This window comes from Streptomyces sp. RKND-216 (genome assembly GCF_004795255.1).
Taxonomy (GTDB): domain Bacteria; phylum Actinomycetota; class Actinomycetes; order Streptomycetales; family Streptomycetaceae; genus Streptomyces; species Streptomyces hazeniae.
In genome coordinates this window covers 342,652-364,603 of the sequence record NZ_SSBQ01000002.1, presented here as the reverse complement: position 1 = coordinate 364,603, position 21,952 = coordinate 342,652, and the positions used below count along the sequence as shown (strand labels likewise).

19 protein-coding genes are annotated in these 21,952 nt (G+C 73.8%); 14 read left to right on the top strand and 5 right to left on the bottom strand.

What is annotated here, in order from left to right:
• Window positions 1-5: 5 nt before the first annotated feature.
• The gene (locus E4198_RS01820) at window positions 6-2,213 is read right to left on the bottom strand and encodes an MMPL family transporter (RefSeq protein WP_136181573.1); all 2,208 of its coding nucleotides are present in this window, start codon (window positions 2,211-2,213) and stop codon (window positions 6-8) included.
• A gap of 77 nt (window positions 2,214-2,290) precedes the next feature.
• On the opposite strand from E4198_RS01820, the gene E4198_RS01815 reads away from it, so the two are divergent.
• From E4198_RS01815 to hpnH, 8 genes are all read left to right on the top strand, one after another.
• Complete coding sequence (locus tag E4198_RS01815) at window positions 2,291-2,962, top strand: TetR/AcrR family transcriptional regulator (protein ID WP_247597509.1); 672 nt, start codon at window positions 2,291-2,293, stop codon at window positions 2,960-2,962.
• Between the two features lie 131 nt (window positions 2,963-3,093).
• Entirely contained in the window at window positions 3,094-4,017 is a 924-nt protein-coding gene (hpnC, locus tag E4198_RS01810) for a squalene synthase HpnC (RefSeq protein ID WP_136181572.1), read from the top strand.
• Between the two features lie 37 nt (window positions 4,018-4,054).
• Complete coding sequence (hpnD, locus tag E4198_RS01805) at window positions 4,055-5,014, top strand: presqualene diphosphate synthase HpnD (protein WP_136185123.1); 960 nt, start codon at window positions 4,055-4,057, stop codon at window positions 5,012-5,014.
• Window positions 5,011-6,480, top strand: a complete 1,470-nt coding sequence (gene hpnE / locus E4198_RS01800; protein ID WP_136181571.1) for a hydroxysqualene dehydroxylase HpnE — start codon at window positions 5,011-5,013, stop codon at window positions 6,478-6,480. Before hpnD ends, hpnE begins: the two co-directional genes overlap by 4 nt.
• A 71-nt stretch (window positions 6,481-6,551) precedes the next feature.
• On the top strand, window positions 6,552-7,616 hold the full coding sequence (locus tag E4198_RS01795; protein ID WP_247597842.1) for a polyprenyl synthetase family protein: 1,065 nt from the start codon (window positions 6,552-6,554) through the stop codon (window positions 7,614-7,616).
• Window positions 7,617-7,629: 13 nt separating this feature from the next.
• Window positions 7,630-9,606, top strand: a complete 1,977-nt coding sequence (shc, locus tag E4198_RS01790) for a squalene--hopene cyclase (RefSeq protein ID WP_136181569.1) — start codon at window positions 7,630-7,632, stop codon at window positions 9,604-9,606.
• A gap of 17 nt (window positions 9,607-9,623) precedes the next feature.
• A complete protein-coding gene (locus E4198_RS01785) occupies window positions 9,624-10,289 on the top strand; it encodes a 1-hydroxy-2-methyl-2-butenyl 4-diphosphate reductase (protein WP_247597508.1) in 666 nt (221 codons plus the stop codon).
• Between the two features lie 6 nt (window positions 10,290-10,295).
• The gene (gene hpnH / locus E4198_RS01780) at window positions 10,296-11,318 is read left to right on the top strand and encodes an adenosyl-hopene transferase HpnH (RefSeq protein ID WP_027762268.1); all 1,023 of its coding nucleotides are present in this window, start codon (window positions 10,296-10,298) and stop codon (window positions 11,316-11,318) included.
• A 21-nt stretch (window positions 11,319-11,339) separates the two neighbouring features.
• Here the strand turns inward: hpnH and E4198_RS01775 are convergent, their stop codons facing one another.
• Entirely contained in the window at window positions 11,340-12,134 is a 795-nt protein-coding gene (locus E4198_RS01775; protein WP_136181568.1) for a tyrosine-protein phosphatase, read from the bottom strand.
• A gap of 409 nt (window positions 12,135-12,543) precedes the next feature.
• On the opposite strand from E4198_RS01775, the gene E4198_RS01770 reads away from it, so the two are divergent.
• The 5 genes from E4198_RS01770 to E4198_RS01750 all read left to right on the top strand — a co-directional run bounded on the left by E4198_RS01770 (window position 12,544) and on the right by E4198_RS01750 (window position 16,864).
• A complete protein-coding gene (locus E4198_RS01770; RefSeq protein ID WP_136181567.1) occupies window positions 12,544-13,749 on the top strand; it encodes an ATP-binding protein in 1,206 nt (401 codons plus the stop codon).
• The gene (locus tag E4198_RS01765; protein WP_136181566.1) at window positions 13,746-14,150 is read left to right on the top strand and encodes a roadblock/LC7 domain-containing protein; all 405 of its coding nucleotides are present in this window, start codon (window positions 13,746-13,748) and stop codon (window positions 14,148-14,150) included. Before E4198_RS01770 ends, E4198_RS01765 begins: the two co-directional genes overlap by 4 nt.
• Complete coding sequence (locus E4198_RS01760) at window positions 14,147-14,512, top strand: DUF742 domain-containing protein (RefSeq protein WP_136181565.1); 366 nt, start codon at window positions 14,147-14,149, stop codon at window positions 14,510-14,512. The genes E4198_RS01765 and E4198_RS01760 overlap by 4 nt, the downstream gene beginning before the upstream one ends.
• A 125-nt stretch (window positions 14,513-14,637) precedes the next feature.
• Window positions 14,638-15,867, top strand: a complete 1,230-nt coding sequence (locus tag E4198_RS01755; protein ID WP_136181564.1) for a cytochrome P450 — start codon at window positions 14,638-14,640, stop codon at window positions 15,865-15,867.
• Between the two features lie 67 nt (window positions 15,868-15,934).
• Window positions 15,935-16,864, top strand: a complete 930-nt coding sequence (locus E4198_RS01750) for an alpha/beta hydrolase (RefSeq protein ID WP_136181563.1) — start codon at window positions 15,935-15,937, stop codon at window positions 16,862-16,864.
• A 64-nt stretch (window positions 16,865-16,928) separates the two neighbouring features.
• Here the strand turns inward: E4198_RS01750 and E4198_RS01745 are convergent, their stop codons facing one another.
• The 3 genes from E4198_RS01745 to E4198_RS01735 all read right to left on the bottom strand — a co-directional run bounded on the left by E4198_RS01745 (window position 16,929) and on the right by E4198_RS01735 (window position 21,266).
• Entirely contained in the window at window positions 16,929-19,115 is a 2,187-nt protein-coding gene (locus tag E4198_RS01745) for an EAL domain-containing protein (protein ID WP_136181562.1), read from the bottom strand.
• Complete coding sequence (locus tag E4198_RS01740; RefSeq protein WP_136181561.1) at window positions 19,112-19,936, bottom strand: SAM-dependent methyltransferase; 825 nt, start codon at window positions 19,934-19,936, stop codon at window positions 19,112-19,114. Before E4198_RS01740 ends, E4198_RS01745 begins: the two co-directional genes overlap by 4 nt.
• 274 nt (window positions 19,937-20,210) lie before the next feature.
• Complete coding sequence (locus E4198_RS01735; protein WP_136181560.1) at window positions 20,211-21,266, bottom strand: glucose 1-dehydrogenase; 1,056 nt, start codon at window positions 21,264-21,266, stop codon at window positions 20,211-20,213.
• Between the two features lie 291 nt (window positions 21,267-21,557).
• Here E4198_RS01735 and E4198_RS01730 point away from each other — a divergent pair, with 291 nt between their 5' ends.
• Window positions 21,558-21,866 carry a DUF6343 family protein gene (locus tag E4198_RS01730; protein WP_136181559.1) on the top strand — a complete coding sequence of 103 codons (309 nt, stop codon included), beginning with the start codon at window positions 21,558-21,560 and terminating at the stop codon, window positions 21,864-21,866.
• Window positions 21,867-21,952 lie beyond the last annotated feature (86 nt).

Genomic DNA, 21,952 nt, shown 5'->3' with positions numbered 1-21,952 from the left:
TGCGCTCAGACGCCGGCCGGGGTGCGCTCCCGTTCCGCCGCGGGCGCGGTGCCGCCGCCCTCGTCGAGGCCGACGCGGCCGTGCACCCGGCGCAGCCACCGCGGCGCGTACCAGGCGTGGCGGCCCAGCAGCCGCATCGCGGCGGGGACCAGCACGCCGCGCACCGCGACGGCGTCGATGAGGATCGCCAGGCCGCTGCCGAGCCCGAACATCTGGAGGAAGCTCACCTCCCCGCTGACGAACGCGAAGAAGCTCACGGCCAGCAGTCCGGCGGCCATGGTCACGATGCGCCCGGTCCGGGCGAGACCCCTGGTCACCGCCGTGGTGTCGTCGGCGCCCGCGTCGTGCAGCTCCTTGATCCGGCTGGTCACGAACACCTCGTAGTCCATGGACAGCCCGAAGACGATGCAGAACAGCAGCACCGTCATGGAGGTGTCCATGGGCATCGGTGTGAAGCCGAGCAGGCCCGAAAGGTGGCCGTCCTGGAAGATCCACACCATGGCGCCGATGGCCGCGGTCAGGCTCACCGTGTTGAGGACCAGGGCCCGCAGTGGCTGGACCACGCTCCCGGTGAAGAGGAACAGCAGGACGAGGGTGGTGCCGACCACCATGCCGATCGCGGCAGGCAGCCGGTCGGCGATGGCCTGCTTGGAGTCGACGAGCTGCGCGTCCGGGCCACCGACGAGGGTGCCGACGCCTCCCGGACCGTCGACGGCCCGCACCTCGCGCACCAGGTCCTGCGCCTCGGCGGACTTGGGCTCCAGGGTGCTGACGACGGTCACCCGCTGTGCGTCCGGCCGGGCGAGGGCCTCGGCCGCCCGGCCCGGGGGAGTGGCACGGCCGTCGGTGTAGACGCCGGTGCTCGCCTGCACGCGCGCCACGCCGTCCAGCCGTGACAGTCGCTCGGCGTACGGCGCCAGGTCGCCCGCGGGGGCGGCGCCCTCGGTGACGACCTGGATCGCTCCGGCGTCGTTGCCGGGGAAGCCTTCGGCGACCGCGGTGGAGACCTGCCGGCTCTGCGCCTGCTCCGGGAGGACTCGCTCGTCCGGCGTGCCGAAGGTGGCGCCGAGCAGCGGGCTCGCCGCCAGCAGCAGGACCGCGAGTACCGGCAGCGCGGTCAGCGCGGGGCGCCGCATGACCAGCCCGGCGAGGCGTCCCCACACCGGGGCGTCGGCGCGTCGCACGGTCTTCGCCCAGGGCACCCGTCCCGCGTTGACGCGGTGTCCGAGGACGGCCAGCAGGGCGGGTACGACGATCAGCGCGGAGAGTGCGGCGATCGCCACCACGCCGATGCCCGCATAGGCGAACGAGCGCAGGAAGAACTGCGGGAACAGCATCAGTGCGGACAGCGCCGCGATGACCGTGGCCGCCGAGAAGGCGATCGTGCGCCCGGCCGTGGTGACCGTCGTGCGCAGCGCCGCGGGCACCTCGTCGCCCTCGGCCAGCCGCTCCCGGAACCGGCTGACCAGCAGCAGTCCGTAGTCGATGCCGAGGCCCAGGCCGAGAGCGGTGGTGAGGTTGACCGAGAACACGGAGACGTCGGTGAGCGAGCCGAGCACGTACAACTCGGCGAAGGTGCCGAGGATCGCGATCAGCCCGATGGCCAGCGGCAGCAGTGCCGCGACCACGCTGCCGAAGGCGATGACCAGCAGGATCAGGGTCAGCGGCACAGCGATGGCTTCGGCCAGCGCCAGATCCTCCGAGACCTGGGAGGTGATGTCGTTGTTGAGCGCGGCGAAGCCCCCGGCCTGCACGGTGACCGCGCCGCGGTCGCCGGCCCACTCGTCCGTCACGGTCTTCGCCCGGTCGGCGAGGGTGGTGCTGTCGCCCTCCACGTGGGCGAGGACCAGCGCCCGGTCTCCGTCCCCGGAGGCGAGCGCGGGGTCGGAGGTGGTGAACCAGGAGACGACGCGGGTGACGTGCGGCGCGTCCTGGACGCCCGCGGTGAGCTCGCGTCCGGCGTCCAGGGCGGCGGGGGAGTCGAGGCCGTCCTCGGCCCGGACCAGCAGCACCAGGTTGGTGTCGCCGCCGAACTTCTCCTCGATCACCCGCTGGGCGCGGCTGGAGGGTGCGTCCGGGTCCTCGAACCCACCGCCCTGGAGCTTTCCGAACGCGCCGAAGCCGACGGCTCCCATGGCCACCACCGCGACCAGACCGAGGAGCAGGAGTGCGCGGGCCCGGCGCAGGGCGAGCGCGGCGATGCGATCCAACACGGTGGGATCCCCCTTCATGTTTACGCTGTCAACATCCACTCAAGCAGGCGATGTTTATGCTGTCAACATCGGGCAGGATGGACGACATGGGAGAGACCTCGGGGAAGACCGGCCACCGCGCCGCCTACCACCACGGCGACTTGCGCAACGCGCTCATCGATGCCGCGACCGACCTGGCCCGGGAGGGCGGGCCCGACGCCGTCGTGCTGCGGGCGGCCGCCCGGCGGGTGGGCGTGTCGCCCACCGCCGCCTACCGCCACTTCAACGGTCAGGGCGACCTGCTCTTCGCGGTGAAGGTGTGTGGCCAGCGGCGCCTCGCGGAGTCCATGGCCGCCGCGGGTGAACTCGGTCAGGACGCGACCGGCGACGAGGTGGAGGACGCCGTCCTCGCGATGGGTCGCGGCTACATCTCCTTCGCCCTGCGGGAGCCGGGCCTGTTCCGCTCCGCGTTCTGCGACACGCCCGAGCTGGCGATGGTGCTCAACGAGAGCGGTGTGCCCAGCCCCTCGTCCGGCGAGTGGCAGTTCCGCTCCTTCGAGATGCTGATCGACGTCCTCGACCGGCTCGTCGCCTGCGGTCGGATGCCCGCCCATAGGCGCCCGGGGGCGGAGGTCGCCGCCTGGTCGATGGTGCATGGCCTGTCCGTGCTGCTGCTCGACGGTCCGTTCGCGCAGCTTCCGGACGACCGGCGGGAGGCCGCCGTGGACCGCACGCTGCGTACGCTCCTCGCCGGATTCACCGCTCCCTGAGTGTTGCCGTGTGAGCGGGTGGGAGCCGGGTTCGCGGGCGGGCACCTCCGATGGGCGTGTCCGAAATGGGGCATACCGTAGTGAGGGTGTAGAAACGGACATGTGACGGTTCCGGATCATGGCAGCCCGCGGTGACCGCGCAAGCGGACGCACGGACGCGCGCCGTGCTCGACAAGGCCGCGCACGAGAACTTCCCGGTCGCGCCCCGGATGCTGCCCAAGGCCTGGCGCCGCGACCTGATGGCCGTCTACGGCTACGCCCGGCTGGTGGACGACATCGGCGACGGCGACCTCGCCCCCGGCGGCCACGACGCCGCACTGCTCGGCGTCGGGCCGGAGAGGGCCCACGACCGGCTGGCCCTGCTCGACGCCTTCGAGGCGGACCTGTACCGCGCCCTCCACGCCGCGACGGGCCGCCCGGACACCACGGGCGCGGGACCGCCCCGCCACCCGCTGCTCGCCGCGCTCGTCCCGACCGTACGGGCCCACGCACTCGGTCCCGAGCCCTTCCTCGACCTGATCGAGGCCAACCGGCAGGACCAGAAGGTCCGCCGCTACGAGACCTTCGCGGACCTCGAACGCTACTGCGAACGGTCCGCCAACCCCGTCGGCCGGCTGGTGCTCGCCGTCACCGGCACCGCCACCCCCGAACGCCTCCGCCACTCCGACGCGGTGTGCACCGGCCTGCAGATCGTCGAACACCTCCAGGACGTCGCAGAGGACCTGCGCCGCGACCGTGTCTACCTCCCCGCCCGGGACATGCGGCGCTTCGGGGTCACTGAGACGGACTTGGCCGCTCCCACGGCCGGCGCCCCCTTGCGGGCCCTCATCGCCTTCGAGTGCGAGCGCGGACACCGGCTGCTCGACCAGGGCACCCCGCTGGTCCGCAGCGTCCGCGGCAGGCTCCGCCTGCTGCTCGCCGGCTACGTCGGCGGGGGACGTGCGGCGCTCGCCGCGATCCGGCGCGCCGGCCACGACGTACTGCCCGGACCCCCCGCACCCACCAAGGCCGGCCTGCTGCGCGGCGCGGGTGCGGCCCTGCGAAGAGAGGGGTGACCGAACCACCGTGGTCACAGCCCAGTGCGAACTCCGGCTGTCCCCGCCCGTCCTCGCCGCCTACACGTACTGCGAGGCCGTCACCGGCAGCCAGGCCCGGAACTTCTCCTACGGCATCCGCCTGCTGCCGCCGGGCAAGCGGCGCGCCATGTCAGCCCTCTACGCCTTCTCCCGACGGATCGACGACATCGGCGACGGCCCGCTCGGCGTCGCCGCCAAGGAGGCGCGGCTCGCCGAGGCGCGCGCCGTCCTCACCCGGGTCCGCGGCGGCGGCGTGTCCGAGGACGACACCGACCCGGTCGCCGTCGCCCTCGGACACGCCGCGCGCAGCTACCCCATCCCCCTGGAGGCGCTGGACGAGCTGATCGACGGCGTCCTCATGGACGTGCACGGCCGCCGTTACGAGACCTGGGAGGAACTGCGCGAGTACTGCCGCTGCGTGGCGGGCACCGTGGGGCGGCTCTCGCTCGGGGTCTTCGGCACGGCTGCCGGCCTGGGCGCCGGAGCACGCGGCGGTGCGCGCGAGTCGGCTCGCGCCGCACAGTACGCCGATACGCTCGGCCTCGCCCTCCAGCTCACCAATATCCTCCGCGACGTCCGGGAAGACGCAGGGCGCGGACGCACCTATCTGCCCACCGAGGACCTCGACACCTTCGGCTGCTCCGGCGGCTTCTCAACCGACTCGCCACCCCCCGGCGCCGACTTCGCCGGGCTGATCCATTTCGAGGTGCGACGCGCCCGCACCCTCTTCGACGAGGGGTACACCCTGCTCCCCATGCTCGACCGCCGGTCCGGCGCCTGTGTCGCCGCCATGGCCGGCATCTACCACCGTCTCCTGGACCGCATCGCCCACGACCCGCTCGCTGTGCTCCGCGGCCGCGTCTCCCTGCCCTCCCGCGAGAAGGCCTACGTCGCACTGCGCGGGCTCGTCGGCAGCGACAGCAGACAGGCCGCCCGCAACGCCCGCCGCGCCCTCACCCTGCGGAGCGGTGCATGAGCCGCAGCCCGCACGCGCACCCCGCGGCGGAGCCCGAGCCCCCGCCGGAACGGCGCGCCGTCGTCGTCGGCGGGGGAATCGCCGGCACCACGGCCGCGCTGAGCCTCGCCGACGCCGGACTGCACGTCACGCTGCTGGAGTCCCGACCGCGCCTCGGCGGACTGGCCTTCTCCTTCCGCCGCGACTCGCCGGCCGGCCCGCTCACGGTCGACAACGGCCAGCACGTGCACCTGCGCTGCTGCACCGCCTACCAGTGGTTCCTCGGCCGCATCGGCGGCACGCGCCTCGCTCCCGTCCAGCGGCGGCTGGACGTCCCCGTCCTGGACGCGGCGACCGGCCGACTGGGACGGCTGCACCGCACGGCCCTGCCCGTCCCGCTGCACCTGGCGGCGAGCCTCGCCGGCTACCCGCACCTCTCGCCCGCCGAACGGGTGAGCGCCGCACGCGCGGCACTCGCTCTGCGCAGCCTCGACCCCGCCGACCCCGACCTGGACCGCACCGACTTCGCCTCCTGGCTGCACCGCAGGGGCCAGACACCCCGGGCCGTCGAGGCCCTCTGGGACCTGGTGGGCGTGGCCACCCTCAACGCACGCGCCCCGCACGCCTCCCTCGCGCTCGCCGCGAAGGTCTTCCGCACCGGACTGCTGTCCGCGCCCGGCGCCGCCGACATCGGAGCCGCCCGCGTCCCGCTCGGCGACCTCCACGACACGCTCGCCCGCACCGCCCTGGACCGCGCAGGCGTGGACGTCCGGCTGCGCGCCCGCGTCCGCGACCTCACCCCCGCCGGGCCCCCGCCGGGCCGCCCCGCACCCTGGTGGGTGACCGCCGACAGCGGCCCCGGCCCGTCCGAGGAGTTCACCGCAGGCACCGTCGTCCTCGCCGTGCCGCACCGCGAGGCGTACCGGCTGCTGCCCGACGGTGCCCTGCCCGAAGCACGCCGGCTGCTCTCGCTCGGCGACGCGCCCATCCTCAACGTCCACGTCGTCTACGACCGGCCGGTGCTGCGCCGTCCCTTCTTCGCCGCACTCGGCAGCGACGTCCAATGGGTCTTCGACCGCACCGAGCCCTCCGGCCTCACCGGCCCCGGCCAGTACCTCGCCCTCTCCCAGTCCGCCGCACACGACGACATCGACCGACCCCTGAAGGACCTCCGCGCCCGCTACCTGCCCGCGCTGGAACGCCTGCTGCCCGCCGCACACGGCGCGCGGGTGCGCGACTTCTTCGTCACCCGGGAGCGCACCGCCACCTTCGCGCCCGCTCCCGGCACCGCCCGGCTGCGCCCCGGGAGCCGTACCCGGCTGCCCGGTGTCCAGCTCGCCGGAGCTTGGACCGATACTGGCTGGCCAGCAACCATGGAGAGCGCCGTACGGAGCGGCCTCGCCGCCGCGCGGGCGGCCCTCGACGCAGCAGGCCGCCCGCACGACGCAGATCCATCGCACCGCATCGAGAGAAGGGCCGTGGCATGAGCGCCACCACCGAACGCGCAGAAGAGGCCGCCGCGCCGGCAGACCGGGGGAGCGGCACGGCCGGAGCGGGCCTGCCCGAGGGCCCCAGCGCGGCCGACACCGCCAAGGTCACCGCCCTGCTGGACCGTGGCCGCGCCCTGTCCACGCCCGTGCTGCGCGCCGCCGTCGGCCGGCTCGCCTCCCCGATGGACACCGTCGCCGCCTACCACTTCGGCTGGATCGACGCCCACGGCGACCCCGCCGACGGCGACGGCGGCAAGGCCGTACGTCCCGCCCTGGCGCTGCTCTCCGCCGAGGCCGCCGGCGCCGCCGCCGAGACGGCCCTCCCTGGAGCAGCCGCGGTCGAGCTGGTGCACAACTTCTCGCTGCTGCACGACGACCTGATGGACGGCGACGAGCAGCGCCGCCACCGCGACACCGTGTGGAAGGTGCACGGCCCCGCCCAGGCGATCCTCGTCGGCGATGCTCTGTTCGCCCTGGCCGGCGAAATACTGCTGGAGCTGGGCACCCCCGAGGCGGGCCGCGCCACCCGGCGGCTCACCGAGGCCTCCCGCAAGCTGATCGACGGGCAGGCCCAGGACATCTCCTACGAGCACCGCGAACGGGTCACCGTCGAGGAGTGCCTGGAGATGGAGGGCAACAAGACCGCCGCCCTCCTGGCGTGCGCCACCTCCATCGGGGCCGTGCTCGGCGGCGCCGACGAGGGCACCGCCGACGCCCTGGAGGACTACGGCTTCCACCTCGGTCTGGCCTTCCAGGCCGTCGACGACCTGCTCGGCATCTGGGGCGACACGGCCACCACGGGCAAGAAGGCATGGAGCGACCTGCGGCAGCGCAAGAAGTCGCTGCCGGTCTCCGCCGCCCTCGCCGCGCCCGGCGACGCCGCCTGCCGCCTCGCCGAGCTGATGACGGCCGACGCCAAGAAGAGCCAGGCCGAGTTCGAGGACTTCGACGAGGCCGAGTTCGCCGCCCGCGCCGCCCTCATCGAGGAGGCCGGCGGGCGCGCCTGGACGGAGCAGGAGGCTCGCCGCCAGCACGCCGGGGCGCTGCGGGCCCTGGATCGCGTCGCCATGCCCGGCCACGTGCGAGAGCAGTTCACGGCGCTCGCCGACTTCGTGGTCGTGAGACAACGGTGAGGAAGGAGCAGGTATGACCACCACAGCCGGGAGCGGCAGCGCCGCCGTCCCCGCCGCCACGCTCGGGCAGGTGCACGGCACCCCGCTGCGGAGAACCGCCGAGGACGCCGCCGCCCGCGCCGTCGAGCACCTGCTGGCCCGTCAGGACACGGCGGGCTGGTGGAAGGGCGACCTGGAGACGAACGTCACCATGGACGCCGAGGACCTGCTGCTGCGCGAGTTCCTCGGCGTGCAGGACGCCAAGCTCACGGAGGCGAGTGCCCGCTGGATCCGTTCCCGGCAGCGTGAGGACGGTGCCTGGTCCACCTTCCACGGTGGGCCCGGCGACGTCTCCACCACGGTCGAGGCCTACGTCGCGCTGCGTCTGGCCGGCGACGACCCGGCGGACGCGCACATGGCGCGGGCCTCCGCCTGGGTGCGCGGGCGCGGCGGAGTCGCCACCGCCCGCGTCTTCACCCGCATCTGGCTGGCCCTGTTCGGCTGGTGGCGCTGGGAGGACCTGCCGGAGCTGCCGCCGGAGCTGGTCTACCTGCCCCGCTGGTTCCCGCTCAACATCTACGACTTCGGCTGCTGGGCGCGGCAGACCATCGTGCCGCTCACCGTGGTCTCGGCGCACCGCCCGGTGCGGCCGGCCCCGTTCGCACTGGACGAACTGCACCGCGACCCCGCCCGGCCCTGCCCGCCTCGCGGTCGCACGGCCTCCGCGTTCACCTGGGACGGCGTCTTCCAGCGCCTCGACCGCGCGCTGCACGCCTACCGGGGCGTCGCCCTGCGGCCGCTGCGACGCTCCGCACTGCGGGACGCCGGCCGGTGGATCGTCGAGCGCCAGGAGAACGACGGCTGCTGGGGCGGCATCCAGCCTCCGGCGGTGTACTCCGTCATCGCGCTGCGGCTGCTCGGCTACGACCTGGACCACCCGGTGCTGCGCGCCGGGCTGGAGTCCCTGGACCGCTTCGCTGTGTGGCGGGAGACCCCCGACGGGCCGGTCCGCATGGTCGAGGCCTGCCAGTCACCGGTGTGGGACACCTGCCTGGCCACGCTCGCCCTCTCCGACGCCGGCCTCCCCGCCGACCATCCCGCGCTGCTGAAGGCCGGCGACTGGATGCTGGGCGAGGAGATCACCCGGCCCGGCGACTGGTCCGTGCGCAGACCCGGACTGCCGCCCGGGGGCTGGGCGTTCGAGTTCCACAACGTCACCTACCCCGACCTGGACGACACCGCCGAGGTGGCGCTCGCGCTCCGGCGCCTGCGGCACCCCGACCCGTCACGGATCGACGCCGCCGTCGCCCGTGCCGTGCGCTGGTCGCTGGGCATGCAGTCCCGGAACGGGGCCTGGGGTGCGTTCGACGCCGACAACACCAGCAGCCTCCCCAACCGGCTGCCGTTCTGCGACTTCGGCGAGGTCATCGACCCGCCGTCGGCCGACGTCACCGCGCACGTGGTGGAGATGCTGGCCCACGAGGGCCGTGCCGACGAGCCCGCCACCCGGCGCGCCGTGCGCTGGCTGCTCGCCGAACAGGAGGCGAGCGGAGCCTGGTTCGGCCGCTGGGGCGTCAACCACATCTACGGCACCGGCGCCGTCGTGCCCGCACTCGTCGCGGCCGGCGTCCCCGACGGCCACCCGGCGATCCGACGCTCCGTCGCCTGGCTGGAGAAGGTCCAGAACGACGACGGCGGCTGGGGCGAGGACCTGCGCTCCTACCCCGAGCCCGACTGGGTCGGCCGCGGCGCCTCCACAGCCTCCCAGACCGGCTGGGCGCTGCTGGCCCTGCTCGCCGCCGGCGAACGGGACGGCCAGGCCGCCCGCCGGGGCGTGGAGTGGCTGGCCCGAACGCAGCGGGAGGACGGCTCCTGGGAGGAGCCGTGGTTCACCGGCACCGGCTTCCCCTGGGACTTCTCCATCAACTACCACCTCTACCGGCAGGTGTTCCCGCTGATGGCTCTCGGCCGCTACCTGCACGGCAATCCGGAGCCCCGGGCCGCGGCGTGAACGGGCGGCCCGGTCCCGTGCCCGCCCCGCCGCCCGGGGCGGGCACCCGGCTGCCTGCCGCCGCGCCCCTGCTGGTCGCCTGCGCGCTCGGCGTCGAACGGTTCGCGCTGACCCGCCGCACCGGCACCGCTGTCGGCCCGGGTCCCGTGACGGTGCTCCGCACCGGCATGGGCCCCGCGGCCGCCCGCGGTGCCCTGGCGCGGGCCCTGCGGGACGAGCCGGTACCGGGCGGCACCGCCGTGGTCGCCGCGGGGTTCTGCGCCGGGCTGCTGCCCGGGATGCGCCCCGGCGACCTGGTCCTCGCCGACGAGACCCGCGACGCCGCCGGCCGCACCCCGTGCACCGGAAACACGCCGCTCGCCCGGGCCCTGGCGGAGCTCGGCACCGTCCACACCGGCCCGATCGCCGGATCCGACCACGTCGTGCGCGGGGGGCGGCGCGCCGCGCTGCGCCGTACCGGAGCGGTCGCCGTGGACATGGAGTCCGCCGCGTCCCTGGGCGCCGCCGTCCGTGGCGCCCGGGACCGCCCGGTGACCGCCGTACGGGTGGTGGTGGACGCTCCCGGGCACGAGCTGCTGCGGATCGGGACGCTGCGGGGAGGAATATCGGCATTCCGTGTCCTGTGCACCCTGCTGCCGGCGCTCCTCGCCTGGCACCGATCCCTGCCGCTCTCCCGGAGGTGAGCCGCCATGGCCATGCCGCTCCGTCAGACCGTCCGCATCGGCACCTACCTGGCCCAACAGAAGCTCCGCAGGCGGGACAAGTTCCCGCTGATCGTCGAACTGGAGCCGCTCTACGCCTGCAACCTGGCCTGCGAGGGCTGCGGCAAGATCCAGCATCCGGCGGGCGTGCTCAAGCAGCGCATGCCGGTCGCGCAGGCGGTCGGTGCGGTCCTGGAGTCGGGCGCGCCGATGGTGTCGATCGCGGGCGGCGAGCCGCTGATGCACCCGCAGATCGGCGAGATCGTGCGGCAGCTCGTCGCCCGCCGCAAGTACGTCTTCCTGTGCACCAACGCGATGCTGCTGCGCAAGAAGATGGACCTCTTCACGCCGTCGCCGTACTTCGCGTTCGCGGTGCACATCGACGGGCTCCGTGAGCGCCACGACGCCTCGGTGGCCAAGGAGGGCGTCTTCGACGAGGCGGTGGCCGCGATCAGGGAGGCCCAGCGGCGCGGCTTCCGAGTCACCACCAACTCGACGTTCTTCAACACCGACACCCCGCAGACCGTCGTGGACGTGCTCGACTACCTCAACGACGAGCTGCGGGTCGACGAGATGATGATCTCGCCCGCCTATGCCTACGAGAAGGCACCCGATCAGGACCACTTCCTGGGCGTTGAGCAGACCCGCGCGCTCTTCCGGAAGGCCTTCGCGGGCGGCAACCGCCGCCGCTGGCGGCTCAACCACAGCCCGCTCTTCCTCGACTTCCTGGAAGGCCGGGCCGACTTCCCCTGCACCGCGTGGGCGATCCCCAACTACTCCCTCTTCGGCTGGCAGCGCCCCTGCTACCTGATGAGCGACGGCTATGTGGCCACCTACCGCGAGCTGGTGGAGGAGACCGACTGGGAGGCGTACGGCCGCGGCCGCGACGCGCGGTGCGCCAACTGCATGGCGCACTGCGGGTACGAGCCCACAGCCGTGCTGGCGACGATGGGCTCGCTCAGGGAGTCGCTGCGGGCCGTGCGCGAGACCGTGGGCGGCTCGAAGGCGTGAGAGGCTCGCCGCCCGTCGCGCTCAGTCCTCGAGCAGGCGGGCCCGGAGCCGTTCGCGCGTCCCGTCCGACAGCTTCAGACCCTGCCCGAGGTAGCTCTCGACCCCGCCCCACGTCTCCTCGATGGCGTCGTACGCCGCCGCGAGGTAGGCGGGGCGGGCGTCGAAGAGCGGCGCCAGCAGCTCCATCACCTCGGGCGACAGCCCGCCCTCCGCGCCTTCGGAGCGGTGCACCTTGTAGCGGCGGTGCGGGGAGTTCGACGTGAGGTAGTCCGCCTCTATCGCCTCCCGGTCCACGCCTACCGCGAGCAGCGTCACGGCGACGGAGAGGCCCGCACGGTCCTTGCCCGCGGCGCAGTGCATCAGGGCGGGCAGGCTGTCCTCGGCCATGGCGTGCAGCACTCTGCTGTGCTCGCCCGTCCGGTGCCGGATGATCGACCGGTACGAGGCGGTCATCCGGCCGGCCGCCTGCCCGTCCGAGAGCGCCCGGCGCAGCTGCGCCATGTCCCCGTCCCGCACCATCCGCCAGAACTCCGCGCCCTCCGCCGGGTCCGTCAGCGGAATGTTGACGTTGCGGACGCCCGGCAGCCGGGCGTCCGGCCCCTCCAGGGCCTGGTCGGCCGCGTTGCGGAAGTCGAAGACCGTGTGCAGCCCCAGGCCGCCGAGGAACTCCACGTCCTCCGCGGTCGCGTGCGCGAGATGGCCGCTGCGGAACAGGACGCCCGGACGCACCCGACGCCCCTCGGCGGCCGGCAGTCCGCCCACGTCGCGGAAGTTGCGCACCCCGGTCAGCTTCGGCTCGGCGGACTGCTGCGTCACATGCGCTCCTTGAGGGTATGCCCCGGCCCGGTGGGCGGTCGGCGATGGCTCGATTCCGGCCCTCCCGACGATACGGCACTCGCACAGGGGTTCACGTTCCGTGGCGAGGCATATACCGTACGAGCATGCGTGCCGACTCAGACGTCCCGGGCTTGGGCCGCTGCGCTCCGGACGACTCCTCGGTGTCTCTCCGCCGCCCGGCGGCCGCTGTCCTTCGCTGGGTCAACTCGTGTACACCACACCGGGGTTACGCTCCGCATGCTTCCCCTTTCAGGGTGTCGGGCGTCACTCGATCGGGTCTGGCGAGGGTGGCGAACGGCGCGGAGACGACTCTGTGTGGTCGCGGGGGCGTATAGCGTGACGGTTCTCCGCTGTCCGGCCTTCCCCCGAGCCCCCGAGGACGTTGCCCATGCCTGACCTCGCCGACGCCTTGCGCCCCCTCGTGGAGGCGGCGCTGGTGTGTGCGCTGGTCTTACTGTCCCTGCGGCTGCGGACCCTGCGCCGACTGCGCCGCGAACTGGCGGAGTCCCGCGCGGAGGTACGAGCCGGGCAGGACGAACTGGCCCGGCACCGGGCCCGTGTGCTGCCCGAAGCGCTCGCCGAGGCCCACCAGCAGGCGGAAGAGGCGACACAGGGCCTGCTGCGCTCGGTGGCCCGCACGGTGCAGGGGCTCGCCAACAGCCAGCAGAAGAAGATCACCGACATGCTGCGGCGCCACGACGACCCCGACTTCGTCGAGGACCTGCTCGTCGTCGACCACACCAACGCCCAGATCCTCCGCCGGTCCGCCGGGATCACGGTGGTCTGCGGCTCCTGGCCCGGGCGCCAGCACGACGCCACCCCGCTGGTCGACGTGGTGCGCGGTGCGGTGGGCCGCATCCTGGACTACCGGCGCGTCCGGCTCGTACGGGTGGAGGACGGCAGGGGGGTCGTCGGCCGCGTGGTCGAGGGACTCGTCCTCACGCTCGCCGAACTGCTGGAGAACGCCACCCGTTACTCCAACCCCAGCACGCTGGTGCAGGTGCACCTCCAGCTCACCCACCACGGACTGGCCGTCGTCATCGAGGACGCCGGCATCGGGCTCAACCCGGCCGAGCGGGAACGCGTCGCCCGCGTCCTCGCTCCCGACGGGCCTGCGCCGGACCTGACCGGACTCGGCAACCCGCCGCACTTCGGACTGGTCGTGTGCGCCCTGCTGGCCCGCCGCTACGGCTTCACCGTGCACGTCGACGGGAGCTCCGCCTTCGGCGGCGTCCGGGCCGTGGTGAACCTGCCCAGCGACCTGCTCACCGACGCCGTCCCGCCGCCCGGCCACGACGACGCGGCCGTCCCCGCGGTGGCCCCTGCGGTACCCGCACCGCCGCCGCGGTGCACCGCCCCCGCGGCACCCGCACCGCCCCGGCAGCGCACCGCCCCCGCGGACCCACCCGTCACCGCCGTCGGACTGCCCCGGCGCGTCCCCCGCACCGACGGCGAGGGGCCTCCCGCACCCCCGCCCGGGCCGCCCGCCACGGCGGACCCCGACCTGTCCCCGGCGCCGCTCGGCGGCTTCCTCCGCGGCAGCCGCGCCGCCCGCCACGCACGACCGACCACCGAAGGGAACCCAGAGCCATGACCGACAACCGTGACGCCTGGATGCTCCGCCAGGTACTGGACCAGCCCGGTGTGCTCGATGCGATCCTCGTGTCCGCGGACGGCCTCCTGCGGGCCTTCTCGCCCGGCCTGGACCGGGACGACGCCGAGACCGTCGCCGCCGCCCTGGCCGGCGTGCAGGCGACCAGCCGGGCCACCGCGCGGTTCTGCCGGGCCAAAGAAGACTCCTGGGAGCAGTCCCTGGTGCAGTTCGGCGGCGGCTTCGTGCTCACCGTCCGGGCCGGGGAAGGGATGTTCATGTCCGTCGCCACCGGCGCCGACGCCGACATCGAGGCGGTCGCCTACCGCATGCACCAGGTCGTCGGGCAGATGGGCCGGGAGCTGGTCAGCCCGCCCCGGCAGAGCGTGGGCAGTCCACGGTGAGCCGCCCGCGCCGCCGTGCGGATCTGGTCCGCGCCTACGTCATCACCGGCGGCCGGGCCCGGCCCACCCGCAACACGCACGTGCTGGACGTGGTCACCCTGGTGACGGCGACGCCCGACCGCACCACCGCCGGGCTGGCGCCCGAGCAGCGGGCGGCCGTGGACATGGTGCGCGGCGGCTTCCTCTCGGTCGTCGAACTCGCCAGCCACCTCGGGCAGCCGCTCACCGTGACCCGCGTCCTGCTCGCCGACCTGCTGGACACCGGCCACCTGGTCACCCGGCTGCCCGAGGCCCGGACACCGGAACCCCTCAGCGAGGTGCAGATCCTGGAACGCGTCCTGGCCGGCCTCCACGCCCTCTGAGCCGCCGACAGGCCGCGCCTCCCCGCGTCCGCCGCCCCACCAGCCCCACCGCACGCCGCACCTGGAGCCTCCGTGACGACCTCACACCCCCCGCGGCCGTGCCGCGGACCGGCGGCCGCTGTCCGGTGGCAGTCCCGGCCCTGCACGGCCCCCGCTTCGCCGCCGACCCCGACGCCGCCTACGCGGCGCTCCGCGACCGCGGCCCGGCCCACTGGGTCGAACTCGCCCCCGGTGTCGAAGCCGTGCTGGTCACCGACTACGACGTCGCCCTGTATGTGCTGCGCAGCCCCTGGTTCAGCCGGGACGCCCGCCGCTGGGCCGCCATGGCCGAGGGACGGGTGCCCTTCGACAACCAGGTGGTCCCAATGATGGGTTGGCGGCCCAGCCTGCTCTTCGCCGACGGGGAACGCCATCTGCGGCTGCGCACCTCCGTCGACGACACCCTGGCCCGCGTCAACCCCCACCGGCTGCGTCGCTACGTGCAGCGCAGCGCCGTCGCGCTCATCGACTCCTTCGGCCCGGACGGCGGCGCCGACCTGGTCGGCGGTTACGCGGACCGGATTCCCGTTCTCGTCCTCGCCCAGCTCTTCGGCTGCCCCGACGAGATCGCGACCCGGATGGCCGCCGCCTTCGGCAGCATGATCGACGCCGAACCGGCCGCCGCCCAGCAGGGCAGCGCCGACCTCGCCAACTGCCTCGGCGACCTGGTGGCCGCCAAACGCCGCACCCCGGGCGCCGACGTGACGTCCTGGCTGCTCAACCACTCCGCGGCGCTGAGCGACGAGGAGACCATCCACCAGCTGGTGGCGCTGCTGGGCGCCGGTACCGCCCCGCAGTCCGCGTGGATCTCCACCTCCGTGCTGCTGCTCCTCACCGACGACCGGTTCGGCCACGACCTCACCGGCGGCAGCCTCACCGTCGTCGACGCGCTGAACGAGGTGCTGTGGACCCGGCCGCCGATGTCCAACTACTGCTTCCACTACGCCGTCGCCGAGCAGGTCCTCCGGGACGTCCGCGGCCGCGAGTTCGCGGTGCCGCCCGGCGTGCCGGTGCTGGTCTCGCACGCCGCCGCCAACACCGACCCGGCGGTCGCCGCGCACGGCGCGCTCGCCGCCAACCACTCCCACCTGGCCTTCAGCGCCGGCCCGCACCTGTGTCCCGCGAAGGACATCGCCGGCGTCATCGCCGAGGCCGCGATCGAGACGCTGCTCGACCTGCTGCCCGAGATGGAGCTGGCGCTCCCGCCCGACCGGCTCACCTGGCGTCCCGGGCCGTTCCACCGCAGCCTCGCCACGCTCCCCGTCGTCTTCCCCGGCACCGCTCCCCGCAGATCCCCCAACGTCACGCCCCGATGACCGCGTGGGCGTGATCGCGTACCGTCGCGTCCAGGAGCCGGCCGTCACCGCGCAGGAAGGAGAACGCATGGACGCCACCGTGGACTTCACCCCCGCCACGGACGACACGCCCGTGGCCACGTACACCTGGCTGCCGTCGGCCGGGAGCCCCCGCGCACTCGTGCAGATCGCGCACGGCGCGGCCGAACACGCGGCCCGCTACGACCGGTTCGCCCGCCACCTGACCGACCACGGCTACGCGGTGGTCGCCTCCGACCACCGCGGACACGGCCGCACCGCCGACCACACCGGCGGCCTGGGCGTCGCCGGGCCTGGCGGCTGGCGCGCGGTCGTCGACGACCTGCACACCGTCGGGCGGCGCGCGCGGTCCGCGCTGCCGCCGGACCTGCCGTACGTGCTGCTCGGGCACAGCATGGGCTCCCAGCTGGCCCGCGACTTCGCCCAGGAGTACGGCGCCGACCTGGACGGACTGATGCTGTCCGGCACCTTCCGCTCCCTGCCCGGTTGCGAAACGCAGAACGCGGCCGAACGGCTGCGCGGTGAAGTCGAGGAGCGGGGGCGGGACGCCCTGTCGGACTTCGTCCCGTCGCTGTTCGGCTCCTTCAACGACCCCTACCCGCACCGCACCGGCTTCGAATGGCTCACCCGGGACGAGGCCGAGGTCGACGCGTACGTCGCCGACGCGCGGTGCGGCTTCCCGTTCAGCGCCGGACTGTCCCTGGACTGGGTCCTGGCCGTGCGCCGGATCAACGATCCCGCACGCCTCGCCCGCATCCCCCGCGACCTCCCCGTGCACGTCGCCGTCGGTGACCGCGACCCGTGCCACGGCGGCATGACGCTGGTGTACGAACTGCTGGAGGACTTCCGCTACCTGGGTACACGGGACCTGACCTGGCGGGCGTACCCACAGGCGCGGCACGAGATCCTCAACGAGACCCACCGCGACGAGGTGCAGGCCGACCTGCTGGCCTGGCTGGACGTGCACACCGCCCGCTGAACCGCTCGGCCGGCGCGCACACCCGCGCCGGCCGGGGAAACCCCCGCCGGACCGGGAACACCGCTCAGGCAGTCGCCCAGTGCGCCACGATCTCCTCCGCGGGTGCCGGGCGCGCGTAGTACCAGCCCTGCGCGGTGTCGCAGCCCAGCTCGCGCAGCTGCGCCGCCTGCGCTTCGGTCTCCACGCCCTCCACGGTGACGCGCAGCCCCAGCGCGTGCGCCAGCGACACGATGCCGCCGACGAAGGTCACGTCGACCGGGTCCGCCGGATGCTGCTGGAGTCCCTGGGTGAAGGAGCGGTCCAGTTTCAGCGTCGTCGCCGGCAGCCGCCGCAGGTTGGCCAGGTTGGAGTAGCCGGTGCCGAAGTCGTCCAGAGCGATGTCGACGCCCATCTCGGCGAGCTGCCGCAACGGCTTGAGTTCGTCCTCGTCGGCGCCGATCAGAGCGCTCTCCGTGACCTCCAGGCAGAGCGACGCGGGGGTGAGACCGGCCCGCTCCAGCACGGCCACGGTGTCCTGCACCAGGTCGGGATGATGCAGCTGCCGGGGCGAGAGGTTCACGTTGACCCGGATCGGTTCGCCGTCCGCCGCCCGGCCGCCCAACACCGGGTGGGCACACCAGTCGCACGCCTGCCGCACCGCCTGCTCCAGCACCCAGCGGCCCAACGGCACGATCAGTCCCGTGTGTTCGGCCAGCGGGATGAAACGGTCCGGTCCCAGCAGGCCGTGGACCGGGTGCCGCCAGCGCACCAGCGCCTCGGCACCGGTCAGCCGACTGTCGCTCATCCGTATCAGCGGCTGGTACTCGAGGAAGAACTCGCCGCGCTCCAGCGCACCGGGCAGGTGGTTGGTGAGGCTGTGCCGGTCGATCGCGCGGGCGTCAGAGACCGGGTCGGCGATCTCGTACCGATTGCCGCCCGAGTCCTTGGCCCGGTACATGGTGATGTCCGCGCTGCGCAGCACCTCCGCGGGGCCCAGTTCGCCGCTGCTGCCCTCCACGATGCCGATGCTGGCCCGGACCGACAGGTCGCGGCCGTCAACGGTGATCGGCGTGGCCAGCGCGGCCAGCGCCTGCCGGGCCAGCTCGGTGACCTCCTCGCGGCCGGAGGGGTTGGAGATCAGGGCGACGAACTCGTCCCCGCCGATCCGCCCCACCAGATGGTTGGGCGCCGCCGCACAGGACTGGAGGCGCTCGGCCACCGACACCAGCAACTGGTCGCCGACCGCGTGTCCCAGGCTGTCGTTGACGGCCTTGAACCCGTCGATGTCCAGGTAGAGCAGGCCGAATCTGCCGCTGCGGCTCTCGTTGCCACGCCCCGTCGGTCCCGTGCCGGCCAGCACGCGCTCCAGCCGCTCCGCGAACAGCGTCCGGTTGGGCAGGCCGGTCAGCTCGTCGTGCGTCGCCTCGTACCGCAGCCGCAGGTGCAGCAGGCGCCGTTCGGTGATGTCCTCCATCAGGGCGAGCTGGTAGCGGGGCTCGCCCTCGGCGCCGCGCAGCAGCGAGACGGTGAGGTTCGTCCACAGCACCGTGCCGTCCGGCCGGTGGTACGGCTTCTCCACCCGGAAGTGGTCCCGCTCGCCGCGCACCAGCTCCCGGTGCATGCGCCACACCTCGGGCGCGTCGCTGGGATGCACCCACTCGCTGACGTTCCGCCGCCGCAGCTCCTCCTCGGAGCAGTTGAACATGCGGGCCAGCGCGCCGTTGACGTCGCGGATCCGCCCGTCCATGTCGGCGATGCCGATACCGATGGTGGCGTCCTTGAAGACCGTGCGGAACCGGGTTTCGCTGGTGTGCAGCGCCTCTTCGACGGCTGCCTGAGCGGCCAGCGCCGCCCGGGACAGCGCCTCCTGCTCCGAACGCGTCCGCTCGCGGAGCGCCTTGGCGAACCCGGCGGCGACCGCGTGCTGCAGGCGGGAGCAGCGGGCACGGCCCTCCTCCACCGGCAGCGGGGTGTCCGCGGCGCTGTAGAGTACCAGGTACGACTCCACCACGCCGAGGATCTGCGGCAGTGCGTCCGGGGCGGTGCAGTGCGCCGCCACCAGCGCCTCCCCGACCTCCCGGCCGGGTGAGGGGGTGAAGGGATGCGCGTGCAGCGCATCGCCGAGCCGGACGGCGAGCGGATGGAGGTAGTCCTCGAACTCCGCGCGCGTCATCGAGGTCGCCGTCGCGGGGTAGACAGCACGGCTCCAGATGGTCGCGAAGCGCCGCAGCCCGTCGGCCGCGGTCCCCTTCAGCTGCGGCGCGGGATTCACCCGGCGTGCTCCGGCTTGCGGCCCACCCCGGCGAATCCGCTGAACATCACCGGGTCCTCCTGGTCCGTGGGGGAGTCCGGGCGCCAGCGGGGCATCGCCACCAGGCCCGGCTCCACCAGGTCCCAGCCCTCGAAGAATCGCGCCACGTCCGCCTCGGAGCGCATCAGCAGGGGGGAACCGATACGGCGGTAGACGTTCGACGCGCCCTCCCCGCGGTCCGCGACCTTGTACTCGCCGTCGCCGGACGCGTGGGTGACCGCCAGCATGCTGCCCGGCGGAAGCGCGTCCCGCAGTTCCGCGACCGCCTTCCACGGCTCGTCCCGGTCCTCGATGAAGTGCAGCACCGCGACCAGCAGCAACATCACCGGTCTGTCCAGGTCGAGTAGCCGCTCCACCTCGGGGCTGCGCAGGATGTCGCGCGGCGCACGGAAGTCGGCGGACACCACGTCCGTACGGTCGTTGTCCTGGAGCACCGCCCGGCTGTGCGCTACCGCGACCGGGTCGTTGTCCACGTACACCACCCGCGCCTCGGGGTCCGCCTGCTGGGCGACCTCGTGCACGTTGCCGAAGGTGGGGATGCCGGAGCCGATGTCGAGGAACTGTGTCAGGCCCTGGCTGACGGCGTACCGGATGGCGCGGCGCATGAACGCCCGGTTGGCCTGCATCACCTTCGGCAGCCCCGGCCAGGCCTCGATGGCCTTGCGGCCCGCCTCCCGGTCGACCTCGAAGTTGTGCGAACCGCCCAGGTAGTAGTCGTAGATGCGGGAAACGCTCGGTACGGTCAGGTCTATCCCCTGCGGGGCCCACGCGGGACGTTCCATCAAGGTCTCCAGCTCTTCTTCGGCTCGGCGGTCCGAACTTCAGGCTACTGACCGCGCGGGGCGGGGGCGAGGAATCGACGCCTCAAAGGCTGGATCTTGTCACGAAGTCGAGCAGACCGGATCCCCTGTGGAGGAAACTCCGTGCGAGGCTTGCCCCTTGTGTTCCGTTCTCCCCACTGGAGCGCGCGGCCACGCGCGCCGCGGAAGCCCAGGTTGCGGGGAGGCGCGGCTCTCTGACGCCGCGTCGGTCACACCGACGCGGCATCTGCGGGGATCAGCAGCCGAGTTCGAGCACCGTCTTCACGCCCCCGGGCTCCCGCTCGGCGAAGGCGTCGGCGAAGGAGTCCAGCGGCACCCGCCGCGTGATGAGGCGCTCCAGCCAGTCCCGGTCGCCCCCGGCGAGCGCGGCCGCCGCCTGCCGGAAGTGGTCGCGGTGCGCGTTCACCGAACCGACCACCACCGCGTTGTCCAGCACCAGTTCGGTGTTCAGCTCACCGGCGTCGATGCGCAGCGCGCGGCCGGAGGGGGACAGCCCCGTCAGGCAGAGCACGCCGTACGGGCCCAGCGACCGCATCGCCCCGAACGCCACCGGGGGAGCGCCCGTCGCCTCGATCACCACGTCCGGCCGTACCCGCTCCATCACCGCTGTCACGTCGTCGGTGTGGTACGTCGCCCCCAGCTCCCGGGCCAGCTCGGGCTTCCGCCCCTCCTCGGCGCGGTCCAGCACGTGCACGGCCAGCCCCCGCTGCCGGCCCAGCAGCGCCGCCAGCAGCCCGACCGGCCCGGCGCCCGTCACCAGCACCGACTCCGGGGCGAACCACGAGCGGTCCCCGATGCGCTGCACCTGGTCCCATGCCTTGGCCACCACCGTCGTCGGCTCCAGCAGTGCTCCGACCCGCTCCAGCCCCGGCGACAGCCGCACCGCGTAGGCCGGGTCGACCGTCCAGAGCGTGGAGGCGTAGCCGTCCAGGTCCTTGATGCCGCGTTCGCCGTACCGGCCGTTGCGGCACATGTCCACGAAGCCGTGTGCGCACGCCCCGCAGGGCACCGGGTCCGGCCGGCGCACCATACCCACCACCAGCTCGCCGGGCACGAAGCCCGAGCCCTCGGGCGCCCTGCGGACCTTGCCGAGTGACTCGTGCCCGATGAGCAGCCGGTCCCCACCCGGCGGGGCGCTGCCGTGCGTGCCGGAGACGATCTCCCGGTCGGTGCCGCACACGCCGATAGCGACCCCCTCCACCAGCAGCTCGCCGGGCGCCGGTTCGGGGTCCGGCCGTTCCTCGACGCGGAGGGAGCCCTCCTGGCCGGGTATGACGGTCAGTGCCCGCATGGCGGCTCCACGACGGCGTCGGCAGGTGCTGTCACGACAGCGTGGTACCTCGGCGCGGTCGGATGAAACCGGGCGCTCCCGGGCGCCTCGCCCAGCGGTCCCCGTGCTGTGACACTCCGTGGGTGCGGCGCTCCGCTGGGGCCGCACCCGTGTGTGCCCTCACCGTTCGGGCGCGCGGGTGGACACTGGTCTCAGGAGTGAACGACGCGACGCGGACGCGAGGCGGTGAGGACGGTGCGGCACGGTGAGCGGCGCAGGCGGGACCCCTCCCGGCATGCCACCCGGGCGGCCGTGCCCCGCTCGCGCTCCGGCGCGGTGGGGCGTCGCCGGGAGCGCACCGGGACGGAGCCCGTCACCGCGCGCAGCGCCCTCGGGCTGCGCCTGCTGCTGTCCGCGGTGTTCCTCCCCGTGTTCCTCGCCGCCACCGCCCTGTTCTGGTACTGGACCGCGGTCAGCGGCCCACAGGACGTCCCCGACAGCGGATCGCTGCGCGTGCTGGCCGTCGCCTGCGCGGTGCTGTCCGTGCTGGCGCTGGTGGATCTGGCGGCCGTCCTGCGGCGCCGCCGCCGCGAGCATCCGCGTCTGCCGCCACCCCGCTGACCTGCGCCGCACCGGTCCCACCACCGGGGGCCACCAGCCGGACGCGGCCTCACCACCGGTGCCCCTCCCGCGGCGTTTCCGCCCGG

Bases quoted from the DNA above. Each gene is read 5' to 3' on its own strand.
- E4198_RS01815 (WP_247597509.1), top strand. From the start codon at position 2,291: ATGGACGACATGGGAGAGACCTCGGGGAAGACCGGCCACCGCGCCGCC.
- hpnE (WP_136181571.1), top strand. From the start codon at position 5,011: ATGAGCCGCAGCCCGCACGCGCACCCCGCGGCGGAGCCCGAGCCCCCG.
- shc (WP_136181569.1), top strand. From the start codon at position 7,630: ATGACCACCACAGCCGGGAGCGGCAGCGCCGCCGTCCCCGCCGCCACG.
- hpnH (WP_027762268.1), top strand. From the start codon at position 10,296: ATGGCCATGCCGCTCCGTCAGACCGTCCGCATCGGCACCTACCTGGCC.
- E4198_RS01770 (WP_136181567.1), top strand. From the start codon at position 12,544: ATGCCTGACCTCGCCGACGCCTTGCGCCCCCTCGTGGAGGCGGCGCTG.
- E4198_RS01765 (WP_136181566.1), top strand. From the start codon at position 13,746: ATGACCGACAACCGTGACGCCTGGATGCTCCGCCAGGTACTGGACCAG.
- E4198_RS01750 (WP_136181563.1), top strand. From the start codon at position 15,935: ATGGACGCCACCGTGGACTTCACCCCCGCCACGGACGACACGCCCGTG.
- E4198_RS01740 (WP_136181561.1), bottom strand. From the start codon at position 19,936: ATGGAACGTCCCGCGTGGGCCCCGCAGGGGATAGACCTGACCGTACCG.
- E4198_RS01735 (WP_136181560.1), bottom strand. From the start codon at position 21,266: ATGCGGGCACTGACCGTCATACCCGGCCAGGAGGGCTCCCTCCGCGTC.